Annotated in this window: 16 protein-coding genes; 3 read left to right on the forward strand and 13 right to left on the reverse strand. The window is 71.8% G+C overall.

Features of this window, described 5'->3' with window-relative positions:
• Positions 1-45: 45 nt before the first annotated feature.
• From secG to rapZ, 7 genes are all read right to left on the reverse strand, one after another.
• Positions 46-282, reverse strand: a complete 237-nt coding sequence (secG, locus tag BLW32_RS18070) for a preprotein translocase subunit SecG (RefSeq protein ID WP_068520767.1) — start codon at positions 280-282, stop codon at positions 46-48.
• Between the two features lie 67 nt (positions 283-349).
• Positions 350-1,132, reverse strand: a complete 783-nt coding sequence (tpiA, locus tag BLW32_RS18075; RefSeq protein WP_068739021.1) for a triose-phosphate isomerase — start codon at positions 1,130-1,132, stop codon at positions 350-352.
• Positions 1,129-2,367: a phosphoglycerate kinase gene (locus tag BLW32_RS18080; protein WP_068739023.1), complete on the reverse strand. Its 1,239-nt coding sequence runs from the start codon at positions 2,365-2,367 to the stop codon at positions 1,129-1,131. The genes tpiA and BLW32_RS18080 overlap by 4 nt, the downstream gene beginning before the upstream one ends.
• The gene (gene gap / locus BLW32_RS18085; protein ID WP_068739025.1) at positions 2,367-3,383 is read right to left on the reverse strand and encodes a type I glyceraldehyde-3-phosphate dehydrogenase; all 1,017 of its coding nucleotides are present in this window, start codon (positions 3,381-3,383) and stop codon (positions 2,367-2,369) included. The genes BLW32_RS18080 and gap overlap by 1 nt, the downstream gene beginning before the upstream one ends.
• 139 nt (positions 3,384-3,522) lie before the next feature.
• Positions 3,523-4,500, reverse strand: coding sequence for a DNA-binding protein WhiA (gene whiA, locus BLW32_RS18090; protein ID WP_173677386.1), 978 nt, complete (start codon positions 4,498-4,500; stop codon positions 3,523-3,525).
• A gap of 63 nt (positions 4,501-4,563) precedes the next feature.
• Complete coding sequence (locus BLW32_RS18095; protein ID WP_068520778.1) at positions 4,564-5,526, reverse strand: gluconeogenesis factor YvcK family protein; 963 nt, start codon at positions 5,524-5,526, stop codon at positions 4,564-4,566.
• The gene (gene rapZ, locus BLW32_RS18100; RefSeq protein WP_068523156.1) at positions 5,523-6,380 is read right to left on the reverse strand and encodes an RNase adapter RapZ; all 858 of its coding nucleotides are present in this window, start codon (positions 6,378-6,380) and stop codon (positions 5,523-5,525) included. Before rapZ ends, BLW32_RS18095 begins: the two co-directional genes overlap by 4 nt.
• Before the next feature lie 185 nt (positions 6,381-6,565).
• Here rapZ and BLW32_RS18105 point away from each other — a divergent pair, with 185 nt between their 5' ends.
• The 3 genes from BLW32_RS18105 (at position 6,566) to BLW32_RS18115 (ending at position 9,738) form a co-directional block, all read left to right on the forward strand.
• Positions 6,566-7,039: a M15 family metallopeptidase gene (locus tag BLW32_RS18105; protein WP_231857269.1), complete on the forward strand. Its 474-nt coding sequence runs from the start codon at positions 6,566-6,568 to the stop codon at positions 7,037-7,039.
• A 74-nt stretch (positions 7,040-7,113) separates the two neighbouring features.
• On the forward strand, positions 7,114-9,087 hold the full coding sequence (gene ggt / locus BLW32_RS18110) for a gamma-glutamyltransferase (RefSeq protein ID WP_068739667.1): 1,974 nt from the start codon (positions 7,114-7,116) through the stop codon (positions 9,085-9,087).
• Between the two features lie 66 nt (positions 9,088-9,153).
• A complete protein-coding gene (locus tag BLW32_RS18115; protein WP_074850689.1) occupies positions 9,154-9,738 on the forward strand; it encodes a DUF6928 family protein in 585 nt (194 codons plus the stop codon).
• Here the strand turns inward: BLW32_RS18115 and BLW32_RS18120 are convergent.
• The 6 genes from BLW32_RS18120 to BLW32_RS18145 form a co-directional block, all read right to left on the reverse strand.
• A complete protein-coding gene (locus BLW32_RS18120; protein ID WP_068739029.1) occupies positions 9,729-10,790 on the reverse strand; it encodes an ABC transporter ATP-binding protein in 1,062 nt (353 codons plus the stop codon). The genes BLW32_RS18115 and BLW32_RS18120 overlap by 10 nt on opposite strands.
• Complete coding sequence (locus BLW32_RS18125; protein WP_175546320.1) at positions 10,787-12,316, reverse strand: ABC transporter permease; 1,530 nt, start codon at positions 12,314-12,316, stop codon at positions 10,787-10,789. The genes BLW32_RS18120 and BLW32_RS18125 overlap by 4 nt, the downstream gene beginning before the upstream one ends.
• Positions 12,313-13,353: an iron ABC transporter substrate-binding protein gene (locus tag BLW32_RS18130; RefSeq protein ID WP_225535824.1), complete on the reverse strand. Its 1,041-nt coding sequence runs from the start codon at positions 13,351-13,353 to the stop codon at positions 12,313-12,315. The genes BLW32_RS18125 and BLW32_RS18130 overlap by 4 nt, the downstream gene beginning before the upstream one ends.
• Before the next feature lie 112 nt (positions 13,354-13,465).
• Entirely contained in the window at positions 13,466-14,533 is a 1,068-nt protein-coding gene (locus BLW32_RS18135) for an SLC13 family permease (RefSeq protein WP_068739033.1), read from the reverse strand.
• Positions 14,530-16,530 carry an excinuclease ABC subunit UvrC gene (gene uvrC, locus BLW32_RS18140; RefSeq protein WP_068739035.1) on the reverse strand — a complete coding sequence of 667 codons (2,001 nt, stop codon included), beginning with the start codon at positions 16,528-16,530 and terminating at the stop codon, positions 14,530-14,532. Before uvrC ends, BLW32_RS18135 begins: the two co-directional genes overlap by 4 nt.
• Positions 16,531-16,597: 67 nt before the next feature.
• Positions 16,598-16,948: a hypothetical protein gene (locus tag BLW32_RS18145; protein WP_068739037.1), complete on the reverse strand. Its 351-nt coding sequence runs from the start codon at positions 16,946-16,948 to the stop codon at positions 16,598-16,600.
• Positions 16,949-16,981 lie beyond the last annotated feature (33 nt).

Genomic DNA, 16,981 nt, shown 5'->3' on the forward strand with positions numbered 1-16,981 from the left:
GAACCCTGCGGGTTCGAGGCGCCTCGCCAAAGTCGAGAGCGACGTCTAGGACGTCAGCTTGATGCTCAGCGTCACGCCGACGATGCACACCGTCCAGATGATGCCGACGAAGATCGTCACCCGGTCGAGGTTCTTCTCCACCACCGACGAGCCCGAGAGCGACGACTGCACGCCGCCGCCGAACAGCGACGAGAGGCCGCCGCCCTTACCGCGGTGGAGCAGGACGAGCACCACCAGCAGCAGGCTCAGCACGAGGATGGCGATCTTCAGCACCAGCTGCAATGTTTCCACGAGGATCCAGTGTACCTTCCGGTCGGCGTCGGTCGATCAGGGCGTGCGGCGCGCCGAACTACAGCGGTCCGCCAGCCGCGATGGCGCTGAGCGCGGCGAACTCGTCGGGCTTGAGCGAGGCACCGCCCACGAGGCCGCCGTCCACGTCGGGCTGCGCGACGAGCTCGCCCACGTTCTTGCTGGACACCGAGCCGCCGTAGAGCACGCGGATCCCTGCGGCGACCTCGGCGCCGCCCAGCTCGGCGACGGTGGCCCGCACCGCGGCGCACACCTCCTGCGCGTCCTGCGGGGTCGCCACCTTGCCGGTGCCGATCGCCCAGACGGGCTCATAGGCGATGACCGTCTTCGACAGTTCCTCCGCGGTGAGACCGGCGAGCGAGCCCTTGAGCTGCTCGACGTTGTACTCGACCTGGGTGCTCTGCTCACGGATGTCGAGGCCCTCGCCGATGCACACGATCGGCGTCAGGCCGTGCCGCAGCGCCGCCCTGGTCTTGGCGAGCACGATCTCGTTCGTCTCGCCGTGGATCGTCCGGCGCTCGCTGTGCCCGACGACCACGTAGGTGCAGCCGAGCTTGGCGAGGAAGGCACCGGAGATGTCGCCGGTGTAGGCGCCGGAGTCGTGCGGCGAGAGGTCCTGCGCGCCGTAGGTGATCTTCAGGTCGTCGCCGTCGACGGCCGTCTGCACCGAGCGCAGGTCGGTGAACGGCGGGATCACCGTCACGTCGACGTGCGCGAAGTACTTGTCCGGCAGGGCGAAGGCCAGCTTCTGCACCACCGCGATCGCCTCGAGGTGGTTGAGGTTCATCTTCCAGTTGCCGGCGATGAGCGGCTTACGGCTCATGCGTCACCCCTTTCGAGCACCTTCAGCCCCGGGAGCTCCTTGCCCTCGAGGTACTCCAGCGAGGCACCGCCACCGGTGGAGATGTGGCTGAAGCCGTCCTCGTCGAGGCCCAGCGTGCGCACGGCCGCGGCCGAGTCGCCGCCGCCCACCACGGTGAAGGCGCCGTTGCCGGTCGCCTTGATGACCGCCTCCGCGACGGCCTTCGTGCCCGCCGCGAAGGCCGGGAACTCGAAGACTCCCATGGGGCCGTTCCAGAAGACCGTCTTGGCCTGGGTGAGCACGGCACCGAAGCGCTGCGTGGACTCGGGGCCGATGTCGAGGCCCATCCAGCCGTCTTCGATCGCGTCGGCGGCGACGGTCTTCGAGGCCGCGTCGGCGGCGAAGGCGTCGGCGACGACGACGTCGACCGGCAGGTGCAGGACGTCGCCGAACTCCTCGAGCAGCTGCTTGCAGATCTCGATCTGGTCCTCCTGCAGCAGCGAGGTGCCCACGGAGTAGCCCTGCGCGGCGAGGAAGGTGAAGGCCATGCCTCCGCCGATCACCAGGGTGTCGACCTTGGGCGCCAGCGCGCGGATGACGCCCAGCTTGTCGGAGACCTTGGAGCCGCCGAGGACCACGGCGTAGGGCCGGGACGGGTTCTCGGTCAGCTGCGCGAGGACGCGCACCTCGGCGTCGACGAGGCCGCCGGCGTACGCCGGGAGCAGCTTCGCGACGTCGAACACGGAGGCCTGCTTGCGGTGCACGACGCCGAAGCCGTCGGAGACGAAGGCGCCCTCGCCGGCGTGCGAGGAGACGTCGACGAGCTCGGCGAGGTCGCGCGCCAGCGCCTCGCGCTCGGCGTCGTCCTTGCTGGTCTCGCGCGGGTCGAAGCGCACGTTCTCGAGGAGGAGCACGTCGCCGTCCGTGAGGCCCTCGGCGCGCGCGAGCGCGTCCTGGCCCACGACGTCGCCCGCGAGCTGGACGTTGCGGCCCAGGCGCTCCGCCAGTTCCGCCGCGACGGGAGCGAGCGAGAACTTGGGGTCGGGCGTGCCCTTCGGCCGGCCGAGGTGCGCGGTGACGATCACCTTCGCGCCGGCCTCGGCGAGCGCCTTCAGCGTCGGCACCGAGGCGATGATGCGACCGGCGTCGGTGATGACGCCGGCGTCATCGAGCGGCACGTTCAGGTCGCTGCGGACCAGCACGGTGCGTCCTTCGACGCCCTCGGACAGCAGGTCGGAAAGAGTGGAAACGGTCATCAGAGCGATTTACCTACCAGATCAGTCACGTCGACGAGGCGGTTGCTGTAGCCCCATTCGTTGTCATACCAGGACACGACCTTAGCCTGATCGTCGATCACCTTGGTCAGACCCGCGTCGAAGAGCGAGCTGTGCGGGTCGGTGACGATGTCCGACGAGACGATCGGGGCGTCGTAGTACTTGAGGATCCCCTTGAGCTTGCCCTCCGCGGCGGCCCTCATCGCGGCGTTGATCTCCTCGACCGTCGCCTTGTTCGCGAGCTGCACGGTGAGGTCGGTGACCGAGCCGGTGGGGATCGGCACACGCAGCGCGTACCCGTCGAGCTTGCCCTCCAGTTCGGGCAGCACGAGCCCGATGGCCTTGGCCGCGCCCGTCGAGGTGGGCACGACGTTGATCGCGGCGGCGCGCGCGCGGCGCGGGTCCTTGTGCGGGCCGTCCTGCAGGTTCTGATCCTGCGTGTACGCGTGGACCGTGGTCATCAGGCCCTTGACGATGCCGAACTCGTCGTTGACGACCTTCGCCAGCGGGCCGAGGCAGTTCGTCGTGCACGAGGCGTTGGAGATGACGTGCTGGCTGCCGTCGTACTTGTCGTCGTTGACGCCCATGACGACGGTGAGGTCGGCGCCGGCGGCGGGGGCCGAGACGATCACCTTCTTGGCGCCGGAGTCCAGGTGGCCCTGCGCCTTGTCGCGGGCGGTGAAGATGCCCGTCGACTCGATCACGACGTCGACGCCGAGGTCGCCCCACGGCAGCGCCGACGGGCCCTCGCGGACCTCGAGGGCCTTGATCACCTGATCGCCCACGCGGATCGTGTCGCCGTCGGCGACCACGTCCGCATCGAGGCGCCCGAGGATCGAATCGAACTTGAGGAGATGGGCCAACATCGCGTTGTCGGTCAGGTCGTTGACCGCCACGATCTCGACGTCGGTGGTACCCAGCGCCTTCTGGGCGGCGACCGCCCGGAAGAAGTTGCGGCCGATCCGGCCGAATCCGTTGACACCTACGCGAACCGTCACTGTAGTGCTCCTTCGGGTCAGGAATACCTGCCCGCCAACGGTAGCCCCGGAACACCCCGTCCGCTTGGTTATTACCAGTTCTGCGGTTGGCGCCGATCGTGCCCGTTCAGTCGGCTTTCGCGGCGCGACGCGCGGCCGGTCAGCCCTCGTCGAGCATGTCCGCAGTGACGGCCGATTCGGTGTCCGGCACCCCGTCGGCGGCGGCGCGCTTGTCCGCCATCGACAGCAGGCGGCGGATCCGTCCGGCGACGGCGTCCTTGGTCATGGGCGGGTCCGCGAGCTGCCCGAGCTCCTCGAGGGAGGCCTGACGGTGCTGCACGCGCAGCGAGCCCGCCTGCGCCAGGTGGTCGGGCACGTCGGAACCGAGGATCTCGAGCGCCCGCTCGACGCGCGCGGCGGCCGCGACGGCGGCCCGGGCGGAGCGGCGGAGGTTCGCATCGTCGAAGTTCGCGAGCCGGTTCGCGGTCGCCCGGACCTCGCGCCGCATCCGGCGCTCCTCCCAGACGAGGCGGGTGTCGTTGGCACCCATGCGGGTGAGCAGCGCGCCGATGGCCTCGCCGTCGCGGACGACCACGCGATCGGCCCCGCGCACCTCGCGCGCCTTGGCGGTCACGCCGAGCCTGCGCGCGCAACCGACGAGGGCGAGAGCGACCTCCGGGCCGGGGCACGACACCTCGAGCGCGCTGGAGCGGCCGGGCTCGGTGAGCGAGCCGTGGGCGAGGAAGGCTCCGCGCCAGGCGGCCTCCGCGTCGTGCACCGAGCCGCCGACGATCTGCGAGGGCAGCCCGACGACCGGCCGGCCGCGCATGTCGAGCAGGCCCGTCTGCCGGGCGAGCGCCTCCCCGTCCTTGACCACGCGGACGATGTACCGGGCCGCCTTGCGCAGGCCGCCCGCGCTGAGCACGTGCACGTCCGAGTTGTAGCCGTACAGGTCGAGGATCTCCTTGCGGAGCCGCCGGGCGGTGATCCCCGTGTCCACTTCGGCCTCGACGATCACCCGGCCGCCCTGGATGTGGAGGCCGCCGGCGAAGCGCAGCAGCGAGGCGACCTCGGCGCGGCGCGCGCTCACCTGGGTGATGGAGAGCCGGCTCAGCTCGTCCTTGACCTGGGATGTCAGCGCCACAGCTGGACCCTCCTAGGGAAAATATCGACTACATCGGATGGGAAAGGAAAAGGTTGACTATTCGCGGTCCGAGAGTTCACTGTAGGCCACTTTCGCGATCGCGGCTGCCAGTGCCTCGGGGTCGTGCTGGTGCGTCCCGGGCACGCCGACGTCCACGAAGTGGGGCGTCGCACCCAGGAGCGCGGTGGCGCGGATGAGGTGCTCGCGTTCGGCGCCCGGGGGCACCGTCCGGGCGTCGACGAGGACGTCGTCGAAGCGCAGCCCGTCGGCATGGGCGGCCAGCACGTGCAGGTGTCGCTCGGGCGAGTAGCCCCCGGTCTCCTCGGGCTCGGGAGCCAGGTTGAGGATCAGTACCCGCCGCGCGGTCGTGCGCCGCAACGCGTCGACCTGCTCGGGCACGAGCACGTGCGGGATGACGGAGCTGAACCACGATCCGGGGCCGAGCGTGACCACGTCGGCGGCCAGGATCGCCTCGACCGCGTCGGTGCACGCCTCGGGGTGCGGGGGCAGCAGCCGGACCCGGCGCACGTGCCCCGGCGTCACGGCCACGGCGACCTGCCCGCGGATCACGCGCGACAGGCGGGGATCGTCCTCCAGCCCGGTCACGTCGGCCTCGATCCGCAAGGGCCCCGGCACCATCGGCAGGACGCGTCCCTGGACACCGAAGCGGTCGGCGATCGCGTCGAGCGCGTCGACGGGGTCGCCGAGGACCTCGCACAGCCCCGCGAGGAGCAGGTTCCCGACGGGGTGCCCGGCCATTGCGCCGCCGCCTCCGAAGCGGTGCTGCAGGATCCCGGCCCAGAACTCGCCGCGGTCGTCGTCGGGCATGAGCGCCGCCAGCGCCATCCGCAGGTCGCCGGGCGGGATGATGCCGAGCTCGCTCCGCAGCCGGCCCGAGGATCCGCCGTCGTCGGCGACCGTCACGATGGCGGTGATCTCCGCGCCGAGGGCGCGGCCCGCCCGCAGGGTCGCGAACAGCCCGTGGCCGCCGCCGAGGGAGGCCAGTTTGAGCGCCGTCATTCGAGCCCCAGATCCCGGTGCGCGGCACGGACTTCGATGCCCGGCCGGCCCGCGAGCCGGCGCACCAGCTCCTCGGTCATGGCGACGCTGCGGTGCTTGCCGCCGGTGCAGCCGATGCCCACGGTGAGGTAGGTCTTGCCCTCGCGGCGGTACCCGGCGAGCAGCGGATCGAGCAGCTGCGCGTAGGTGTCGAGGAAGTCGGACGCGCCCGGTTGCCCCAGCACGTAACCGGAGACCTCGTCGGTCAGCCCGTTGAGCGGGCGCAGCTCGGGCACCCAGAACGGGTTCGGGAGGAAGCGCACGTCGAGCACCATGTCGGCGTCCAGCAGGATGCCGTTCTTGAAGCCGAAGGATTCGACGGTGACGGTGATCGTGCCCGAGCGCAGCGTGCGGAAGGAGTTCTCGATCGTCTCGCGCAGCCGCGCCACCGAGAGGGTCGACGTGTCCAGCACCAGGTCGGCGGTGGAGCGGATGGGCTGCAGGATGCGCCGCTCGGCGGCGATGCCCTCGGCGAGGGTGCCGCTGCCCTGGAGCGGGTGTTTGCGGCGCACCTGCTCGAACCGGCGGATGAGGGTCTCGTCGGAGGCGTCGAGGAAGAGCACGCGGGGTTCGATGTCCTTCTCCGCCAACTCCCGCCGGATGTTCGCGAAGTCGCCGGTGAAGGTGCGGCTCCGCACGTCGGTCACGATGCACAGGCGGTGGATCCGCGATTCGTCGGACAGCGAGATGTCGACCATGTTGCTGATCAGCGCGGGCGGCAGGTTGTCGGCGACGTACCAGCCGAGATCCTCGAGCACCTTGGCCGCCGTGCCCCGTCCGGCGCCGGACAGGCCGGTCACCAGGAGCACGTCCATGGGGCCGTCGCTGCGGTGTTCGCCGACGGTCCGCTCCTCGGCTCGGTCGTCCGGATTCCCGGTCGGGCGCACGGAACCTCCTCCTGGCTCGTCGGTACCGCTCCAGCCTAGCCACCGCGGCCGGTTCCCGCGGTGGTCTCGACGGGCCGTCCACCCGCGACCGCCGACCGCCTAGAGTCGTCGTCGTGTCCGTCCCCCGTGCCGCCTCCGTGACCGCCGCCGCCCTCGCCGTCGCGGCGTCCGTGCTGGTGGCTCCGGCGGCGTCGGCGGAGACGGTGCCCGGCACCGCGGGTCTCGATCCGGCCCTCGCGGAGGCCTACTCGGCGGCGTACCGCGCCGCCGCCGCGAACGGCACGGTGCTCAGCATCACGTCGGGCAAGCGCTCCTGGGACCAGCAGCAGTGGCTGTGGCAAGACGGGCTCGCCCGGTACGGCTCCCCCGCGGAAGCCAGGCGGTGGGTGCTCCCGCCCGCCGAGTCCACCCACGTCAGCGGCGAGGCGATCGACGTCGGGCCGTGGCAGGGCGCCGCGTGGCTGGCGGCGAACGGGAACCGCTGGGGCCTGTGCCGCACGTTCGACAACGAGTGGTGGCACTTCGAACTCGCCACCCGCGCAGGTGGAGTGTGCCCGCCGACGGTGCCCGACGCCGCGCACCGCTGACGTCTCGCCGAACCCTTCGCACCCCTCACGGGGCGGTGTTAGGTTTCGATGATCCGATTCCCGTGGAGGATGTCATGCTCCGTCTCAGGTCGGCGGCCGCGGCCGCAGTCGCCATTCCCCTCGCGCTCACCGCGTGCGGTACCTCCGGTTCGGACGGCGGGCCGTCCGGCGGACCGTCGGCGGTGACGATCGCGGCGGGAGGCTGCGACGCGACCGCCCCGACCGGGACCATGTACCGGCCGTCGGCCGCGGCGTCCCCCAGCGGCCCGAAGGACATCAGCACCAACCCCGAGGGCGCGTCCGGATACCGCTCCGGGCTGCCCGTGACGCACACCAAGGACTACGGCGTCGCCACCGCGAATCCGCTCGCCACGAAGGCGGCGTGCGAGGTGCTCGACCAGGGCGGCAGCGCGGCCGACGCGCTCGTCGCGGCGCAGACGGTGCTCGGCCTCGTCGAGCCGCAGTCCTCCGGCATCGCCGGCGGCGCGTTCCTGCTGTACTACGACGCGAAGACGAAGAAGGTGCAGGCCTACGACGGCCGCGAGACCGCACCCGCGGGCGCCGACGAGAACTACCTGCGCTGGATCTCACCGACCGATCGGACGGCGCCCCAGCCCGACGCCCGTTCCTCGGGCCGGGCGATCGGCGTCCCCGGCGCGCTCCGCCTCCTGGAGGCCGTCCACGGCGAGCACGGCAGCAAGACCTGGCGCGAGCTCTTCGATCCCGCCGTGAGGATCGCCGACGACGGCTTCGAGATCAGCCCGCGCCTGGCCGGCGCCATCGCCGACGAGGCGAAGAACTTCGCCAACGACGCGGAGCTGCGGGCCTACTTCCTCGAGCCCGACGGCGCGCCGAAGAAGGCGGGCGTCAAGCTCACCAACCCCGCGTACGCGAAGACCCTGGGCGCCATCGCCTCCGAGGGCGCCAAGGCCTTCTACACGGGTCCGATCGCCGAGGCGATCGTCGCCTCGGTGCGCGACACCACCGGCGGCCGCACGGCGGGCACGATGACGGTGGAGGACCTCGCGCAGTACGCCGTGAAGACCCGCGAGGCCGTCTGCACCCCGTACCGCGACCGCGAGCTGTGCGGCATGCCCGCCCCCTCGTCCGGCGGGATCACCGTGGCGCAGGCGCTCGGCATCCTCAACTCCTTCGACCTGTCGAAGCTCGGGCCCGATGCGGTGCACGGCGGCGATCCCGGTCCCGACGGCGGCATCCCCACCGCGGAGGCCATCCACCTGATCTCCGAGGCCGAGCGCCTCGCCTACGCGGACCGCGACAAGTACATCGCCGACCCCGACTTCATCCCGCTGCCCGGCGGCTCCCCCGCCGCGCTGGTGAACCCCGCCTATCTCGAGGGCCGCGCCAAGCTGATCGACCGGAACAAGACCATGGGCACGGCGAAGCCTGGCGAGTTCCCCACCGCCACACCGGGCGTGACCACCACGCCCGAGCACGGCACCAGCCACATCACGGTGCTCGACAAGGCCGGCAACGTGGCGTCGATGACCACCACCGTCGAGTCGGCCTTCGGCTCGTACCACATGGTCGACGGCTTCCTGCTGAACAACCAGCTGACCGACTTCTCCGCGGAGCCCGCGGATTCGGCCGGGCTGCCGGTGGCGAACCGGGTTCAACCGAACAAGCGCCCCCGCAGCTCGATGTCGCCGACGATCCTCTTCGGCCGCGGCGCGGACGGTGCCCGCGGCGAGGCGATCGGCGCGCTGGGCTCTCCGGGCGGCGCGGTCATCATCCAGTACGTGATCAAGACGATCATCGGTCTCACCGACTGGAAGCTGAACCCGCAGCAGGCCGTGGGTCTCGCGAACTTCGGCGCGGCCAACACGGCGAAGACGAACGTGGACAGCGCGCACCCGACGCTGAACACCGACGAGGGCCGCAAGGTCGTCGAGCAGCTGCGCGCCCTCGGGCACACGCTGAACCTCGCACCGCAGGTGTCCGGGCTCTCGGCGATCGTCAAGCAGGGCGACGTGTACGCCGGCGGCGCCGACCCGCGCCGCGAGGGGGTTGTGCTCGGCGGCAGCTGATCCGAACCCCGGAGCTCACTGGCCCGGTCCAAGCGCCACGCAAGGCACCGCGCCTACGATCTCGGCATGGGAATGAAGTGCAACTTCGTCGTCGCGTGCCGATCCGATCCGGCGGATAGGCTTCGGAACCTGCCGCCGCTGGACGTCGACGCGAGCGATGCCCTGGCGACCGCGGTCCTCGGCAAGCGTTCCTGGGGCCGATCGCGTCGATCGCACCGGACAGGTGATCTCTCTGTCGACGTCTACCCCAAGGACGGCGAGATCGCGGTGGCGGTCTACGGCGACCTCGTCATCGTCGCCAGCGACGACGTGCTGTCCTGGTTCGAGCAGACCGTCGAGGGCTGGGGCGTGGCGCTGATCGACGACTACGACGCGGACGTGTTCGTACTCCATTCCGTCGTCGACATGGGATGCTTCGCCGCCTGGCGCGGCGGAGAACTGATCCGGTCGTTCGCCGGCTCGAGTGACGACGGGGTGATCGTCGACGAAGGCGGAAGGCTGCCGTTCGAACGCGACCTCCACGGTGAGGACGACGATTTCGGCTGGATCACCGAGAACGCCATCCTCGATCGCCTCGGGTACTGCTACGAAGGTCCGTACTCCGCGGACAACATCGATCCGGCGACTGTGCCGCTCCTCGTCTACCGCTGAGCCGCGGGCGATTCGAGGATCACGGCCTCCCCCACGACGTGCAGCCGCACCTCATCGCCGGGCGCGGGCAGCTCGGTGCTCGGGTGCCGGATCTCGATGCCCGCACCGTCGGCGAGCGTCAGGCCCACGGTGGCGTCCGGCCCGAAGAACTCGACCCGGACGACGGTGGCGGGCACCCCCTCCCCCGCGATCCGGATCTGCTCGGGGCGCAACAGCAGTGGCACCGGGCCGGGCGCGGCGGCACCGTCGGCCCCGGCGACGGGGATCCGCCCCAGCACCGTCTCGGCCACGGCGCCGTCGAGCGCACCGTCGAGCACGACGACGTCGCCGAGGAACCGCGCGACGGCCTCCGACGCGGGGCGCGCGTAGACCCGCGCGGGCGGACCGACCTGCTCCAGGGCGCCGCCGCGGAGCACCGCGACCTGGTCGGCGAAGGAGAGGGCCTCCGCCTGGTCGTGGGTGACGAGCACGGTGGTGATGCCCGCGGCGCCGAGGACGTCGGCGACGGCGGCGCGGGTCGCGACCCGCAGGCCCGCGTCGAGGGCCGAGAAGGACTCATCGAGCAGCATGATCCGCGGGCTCCCCGCGAGCGCCCGTGCGAGCGCGACGCGCTGCTGCTGGCCGCCGGACAGCTCGTGCGGATAGCGCCGCGCGAGCGCGGGATCCAGCGAGACAGTCTCCAGGAGTTCCTCGACCCGGCCGGCGGCGGCACGCCGGCGCACGGGCAGCGATGCCCCCATCCCGAAGGCGATGTTGCGCGCGACGGAGAGGTGCGGGAACAGCGCGCCGTCCTGCGCGACGTAGCCCACGGCGCGGCGGTGCGCGGCGACCCACGCGGAGTCCGAGGCGAGGTCGCGGTCGCCGAGCCGGACCGACCCGGCGTCGGGCCGCGCGAAGCCCGCGACGAGGCGCAGCAGCGTGGTCTTGCCCGATCCGGAGGGCCCGACCACGGCGGTGATCGAGCCGGCGGGCACCGTCAGGTCGACGTCCCGCAGCACGGTGTCGGCGCCGTACCGCTTGGTGAGCCCGCGCAGGGCGAGTTCGGTACTCATGCAGCTCCTCTCGTCCGAGTGGCGCGTCCGGCGGCCCGTCGGGACTGGCGGAACAGCAGGTAGGTGGTGGGCAGCGACAGGAGCACCATCGCCATGGCGTAGGGCGCGGCGCCGGGATAGTCGATCTCGCTACTGCGCGCCCAGAACTCCGTCGCGAGGGTGCGAGTGCCGTTGGGCGCCAGGATCAGCGTCGCGGTCAGCTCGTTGGTGACGGCGAGGAAGACGAGGGCCGCGCCCGCCGCGGAGGCGGGAGCGGTGAGCCGGAGGGTGATGCGCGCGAACGCGATCGGCGGCGGCGCACCGAGGGCGCGGGCCGCCTCCTCCAGCGAGACCGGCGCCTGCGCCAGCCCGGCCCGCAGGCCCACGGCGGCGCGCGGGAGGAACAGCAGCACGTACGCGAGGATCAGCACCGTCGCGCTCTGATAGAGGTCGGGAAGCGCGCGGATCGAGACGGTGACCAGCGCCAGGCCGATGACGATGCCGGGCATCGCGCTGCTCACGTACGTCGACGCCTCGAGCGTCCGGGTGATCCGGTTCGGCCGGCGCACGGCGAGGTAGGCGAGCGGGAAGGCGGCGGCGACGGTGAGCACGGCGGTCGCCGCCCCGTAGCCCAGCGACGTGCCGAGCGCCCCGAGGAGATCGGCCGGCACCGTCTGCGCAGCCCCGCGCACGGTCCACCGCACGACGAACCACAACGGGAGCCCGAGGGCCGCGCCCACCAGCGCCAGGAGCGCGAGCTGCGCCCCGGCCTGGTAGCCGCCCAACGGGATCCGCTCCGGCGTCGCAACCGCGCCCGAGCCGACCCGCGCGTAGCGGGCCCGGCCGCGCGCGGCCACCTCGGCGAGGAGCAGGAACAGGCACAGCAGCGCCAGCACCCCGGCGAGCATCGACCCGGCGGTGCCGTTGAAGGTCGACTGGTACTGGACCATGATCGCAGTGGTGAAGGTGTCGAACCGGATCATGGCGAACGCCCCGTACTCGGCGAGCAGGTGCAGCGCCACGAGCACGGCCCCACCGAGGGCGGCGAGCCGCAACTGCGGGAGCACGACCCGGGCGAACACCGCCCACCGGCCGAGGCCGAGCGCGGCGGCGGACTCCTCGAGCGCGGGGTCGAGGCGGCTCAGCGCCGCCGCGACCGGGATGTAGACGAGCGGGTAGTAGAACAGGACGGCGATGAGGACGCCCGACCACAGACCTCCCAGCGACGGGATCGCGGAGACCCAGCCGTAGCTGCCGACGAACGCGGGGATCGCGAGCGGCGCCGCCAGGAGCAGCGACCACGCGCGGCGTCCCCACAGCGCGGTCCGCTCGACCAGCCAGGCGCCGCCGACGCCGACGATCACGCTGAGCGGCACGGCGATCACCGTGAGGAGCACGGTGTTGGAGAGGAGTTCGGCGACGCGGGGCCGGAACACGAGCCGGGCGGATTCCGCCCAGCCCGTATCGATCGTCGTGTAGACGACGAAGCCCAGCGGCACCGCCGCGACCGCCGCCAGAGCGGCGGCCGCGAGGGTGAGCAGCCTCAGAGCAGGCCCGCCTCGGTCATCAGGGTCACGACCTGCGGGCCGTTGAGCTTGGCCGGGTCGACCGTCGGGGCCTGGAGGTCCGCCATCGGGACGAGCTTCGGGTTGGCCGGAACGTCCGAAGCCACCGGGTACTCGAAGGACGTGCCCTTCTCGAGCACCTCCTGGCCGGCCTTGGAGGTGATGAACTTGAGCAGCTGCTGGGCCTGCGCCTGCTTCTTCGACGACTTCAGCACGCCACCGCCGGAGATCGAGACGAAGGCGCCCGGGTCCTGGTTCTTGAAGTAGTGGGTGCCCACGTTGCCGGAGTTCTCGCCGGTCTTGGCCTGGTCGCCGTAGAAGTAGTAGTGGTAGATCAGAGCGGTGTCGACCTCACCGGCGTTGACGGCCTTCATGGCGGCGCCGTTGCCCTTGTACTCCTTGGCGTTGTCCTTCATCGCCTTCAGCCAGTCCTTCGTGGCCTGCTCGCCCTTGAGCTGCAGGTACGCCGAGACGATCGCCTGGAAGTCCGCGCCCGAGGGCGACGCGCTCCAGCGCCCCTTCCACTCCGGCATCGCGAGGTCGGCCATCGACTTCGGCAGCTGCTCGGGCGTCACCTTGCGCTTGTCGTAGACCAGTACCGTCGAGCGGGCCGCGATGCCCGTCCACTTGCCCGTGGACGGCTTGAGGCCGTTGCCGACCTGCGCGAGCGTCGCCGGGTCGACGTCGGCGAAGAGGCCCTTGTTCTCGACCTGGGTCATGGCGGGCGAGTTCTCGGTGAGGAAGACGTCGGCGGGCGAGCGGTCGCCCTCGGCGATGATCTGCTGCGCCAGTTCGGAATCCTTGCCCTGCCGGATGGTGACCTTGATGCCGGTCTCCGCCGTGAACTTCTCCACCCACTCCTTGGTGAGGGTGTCGTGCTGGGCGTTGTAGAGGGTCAGGTCGCCGCCCGCCGCGGTGGAGCTCGACGGTGCCGCACCGTCGCCGCTCGACCCGCAGGCCGTGATCGTGAGGGAGGCCACCGCCACCAGTGCGGCGGCCAGGGTGGAGCGCTTGCGCAACGACATCGTCGAATCCTTTTCTTGAGCAACGAAATCACTCACGACGGGCGAGAGTAAGGCGACGCTACACTAAGCCCGACGAGATGGGGAGCAACCGGACATACCTGACGCGTCAGAGAACCAGGACCGCGGCGACCGTCGCGGGGACGGCGAGCAACACGCCGTGGAACGCGAACCGTCGGGCGGAGATCCGCACGCCCGCGCGGGCGCACCGCTCGCGCCAGAGCAGCGTCGCGAGCGAGGCCCACAGGGTGACGATCGGCGCCACGCCGACGCCGACGAGCAGAGCCATGAGCCGCAGCGGGTCGCCGGCGGCGACGGGCTCGAGGGCCAGGTACGCGGGCAGGTTGTTCACCCCGTTCGCGGCGAGCGCCCCGACGCCCGCCACCCGCAACAGGTCCGACGGTGCCGTGCCCGCCCCCGCGACCTCGCGCAGGACACCCTCGAGCCCGACCGCGAGGAGCACCTGGACCGCGGCGAAGACGGCCGCCAGGATCAGCACCATCCGCCACGGCACCACGATGTCGCGGAGCCGCTGCGGCGACCGGGCCGCGAGGGTCGCCACCAGGACCAGGGCCGCCACCGTCGACGCCGCGGCGGGCGGGACACCGAGCGCGAACGCCGGACCCAGCGCGAGGCAGACGACGGCCGCGACGCCGAACAGGACGCGGTCGGAGGGTTGCTCGAAGCCGGGGATCTCGTAGCGGCCGCGCAGGTCCCGGCGGTGCAGCAGCCACAGCACGACGACGGTGACCGCGATCGCCGCCACCGCGGGCCGCCAGGAGAGGGCGACGTAGGCCCGCACGCCGCCCTCGAGGTGGTAGACGGCGAGCAGGTTGGTGAGGTTCGAGACCGGCAGCAGGAGCGAGGCGGTGTTCGCGAGCCAGACCGTGGTCATCGCGAAGGGCAGGGGCGCCATCCCGAGGCGCGTCGCCGCCGCCAGCACGACGGGGGTCAGCAGCACCGCCGTCGTGTCCAGGCTGAGCACGATGGTCGCCGCGCACGCCGCCGCCACGACACAGAGCCACATGAGTACCACGCGGCCGCCTCCGAGCCGGGCGGCGAGCACGCCCAGGGCGTCGAAGAACCCGGCGAGCTGGGCGACCTCGGCGACCACGGTGATGGCGAGGAGGAAGACGAGAACGGGCGCGACCTGCGCCACCACGTCGGTCGCGTTCACGCGCCGTCGGTGCGCAGGCCGTCGAGCACGGTGCGGGCCGTGGTCATCCCGATCCCGGGCACCTCGACGATCTCCTCGAGGCTGGCCTCGCGGAGCTTGGTGACGGAGCCGAAGTGCTGCAGCAGCGCGGTCTTCCGGGTATCGCCGAGCCCGGGTATCGCGTCGAGCGCGCTCGCCGTCATCCGCTTGGACCGTTTGCTGCGGTGGAAGGAGATCGCGAACCGGTGCGCCTCGTCGCGCACCCGCTGCAGCAGGAACAGCGCGTCCGAACTGCGCGGCAGGATCACCGGGTCCTCGTCCCCCGGCACCCACACCTCCTCGAGCCGCTTCGCGAGGCCGACCACGGCCACGTCGGTCACGCCGAGCTCGTCGAGGACCTCCTGCGCGGCGGCCGCCTGGGGCGCGCCACCGTCGACCACGAAGAGGTTGGGCGGGTACGCGAACCGGCGCGGGCGCCCCGTCTGCGGGTCGAGCGCTGCCTCGGGGGCGAGGTCTCCCCCGTTGTCGTCGGCGACGTCTTCCCCGCCGGTGCCCTCCGCCTCGGCCTGCCGGGCGTCCGCCCGGTGGCGCAGGAAGCGGCGACGGGTGACCTCGGCGATCGACGCGACGTCGTCGCTGTGGCCGTCGCCCGCGGCCTCCTTGATCCCGTAGTGCCGGTAGTCGGACTTCTTCGCCAGGCCGTCCTCGAAGACGACGAGCGAGGCAACGACATCGGAGCCCTGGATGTGGCTGATGTCGACGCACTCGATGCGCAGCGGCGCCTCGTCGAGGTCCAGCGCGTCCTGGAGCCCCTGCAGCGCCGCCGAGCGGGCCGTGAGGTCGCCGGAGCGCTTGAGCTTGTGCTGGTGCAGGGCCTCGACGGCGTTGCGCTCCACCGTTTCCATGAGCGTGCGCTTGTCGCCGCGCTGCGGAATCCGCAGCGAGACCCGGGCGCCGCGCAGCCCGGTGAGCCAGTCCTGCAGCTCGTCCGCGTCGTCCGGCAGCACGGGGACGAGGACCTCGCGCGGCACGGGGTTGGCGGCGCCGTCGCCCGACTGCTTCGCACGCTCGACCTCCTCGCCGTAGAACTGCGTGACGAACTGCTCCAGCAGCTCGGCGTGCTCGTTCTGCTCCGCATCGCCCGGCTTCTCCACCACCCAGCCGCGCTGCCCGCGGACACGCCCGCCGCGGACGTGGAAGATCTGCACCGCCGCCTCGAGGTCGTCGGCGGAGAAGGCGATCACGTCGGCGTCGGTGCCGTCGCCGAGCACCACGGCCTGCTTCTCGACGGCCTTGCGCAGCGCCGCCACGTCGTCGCGCAGGCGCGCGGCGCGCTCGAAGTCGAGGTCCTCGCTGGCGCCGAGCATGTCGTTCTCGAGCTGCTTGATGAGGTTGTCGGTCTTGCCGGCGAGGAAGTCGCAGAAGTCCTCGACGATCTGTCGGTGCTCCGCCGCGCTGACCTTGCCGACGCAGGGCGCGGAGCACTTGTCGATGTACCCGAGCAGGCACGGGCGGCCCATCTGGTTGTGCCGCTTGAAGACCCCGGCCGAGCAGGTGCGCGCGGGGAAGACGCGCAGCAGCAGGTCCAGCGTCTCGCGGATGGCCCAGGCGTGGCTGTACGGCCCGAAGTAGCGCACGCCCTTGCGCCGGGGCCCGCGGTAGACGTAGAGCCGCGGGTACTCCTCGTTGAGGGTGACCGCCAGCATCGGGTAGGTCTTGTCGTCCCGGTAGCGGACGTTGAACTGCGGGTCGAACTCCTTGATCCAGTTGTACTCGAGCTGCAGCGCCTCGACCTCGGTGCCCACGACGGTCCACTCGACGGACGCGGCGGTGGTGACCATCTGGTACGTCCGCGGGTGCAGGCCGTAGACGTCGGCGAAGTAGGAGTTGAGGCGGCTGCGCAGGGACTTCGCCTTGCCCACGTAGATGACGCGGCCGTGCTTGTCCCGGAACTTGTACACGCCGGGCTGCGTGGGGATGGTGCCCGGTGCGGGACGGTAACTCTGCGGATCGGCCACCCGTCCAGATTAGGACGGGTGGCCGACAGGTTCGGGTGCGGGCGGGCGGGGCGCCGGCCGATGGGCGTCAGCCGACGGGGATCCAGATCGGCCCGAGCCAGAAGCCCCAGTGGTTGCGCCCCTGATCCCAGACCGGCGTGTGCCACGCTCCCTGCCGGTACACCGGCCCGGGCCGCCAGTTCGGGTTCTGCCCGTTCGGCCGCAGGGCGACCTGGCGCGGAACCTGGTTCGGCGCGGGCCGGGCTAGAGGCCGCGGGGCGGGCTTCGCGGCGGGGCGGGTGCCCTGGCCGACGCCCGGCGCGCCGGGCTGAGCCGGGTTCGGCGCAGCCGCGGCGGCGCCGGCACCGACCGTGGCGAGGCCGCCGACCACGGTCGCTCCGAGGAGTGCGGATCCGATCATCTTCGTCATCGTCGTCATGTCGGCAAGCCTGACGGCCGGTCCTGCGCGCGA

Source organism: Tsukamurella tyrosinosolvens, from assembly GCF_900104775.1.
Classification (GTDB): Bacteria; Actinomycetota; Actinomycetes; order Mycobacteriales; family Mycobacteriaceae; genus Tsukamurella; species Tsukamurella tyrosinosolvens.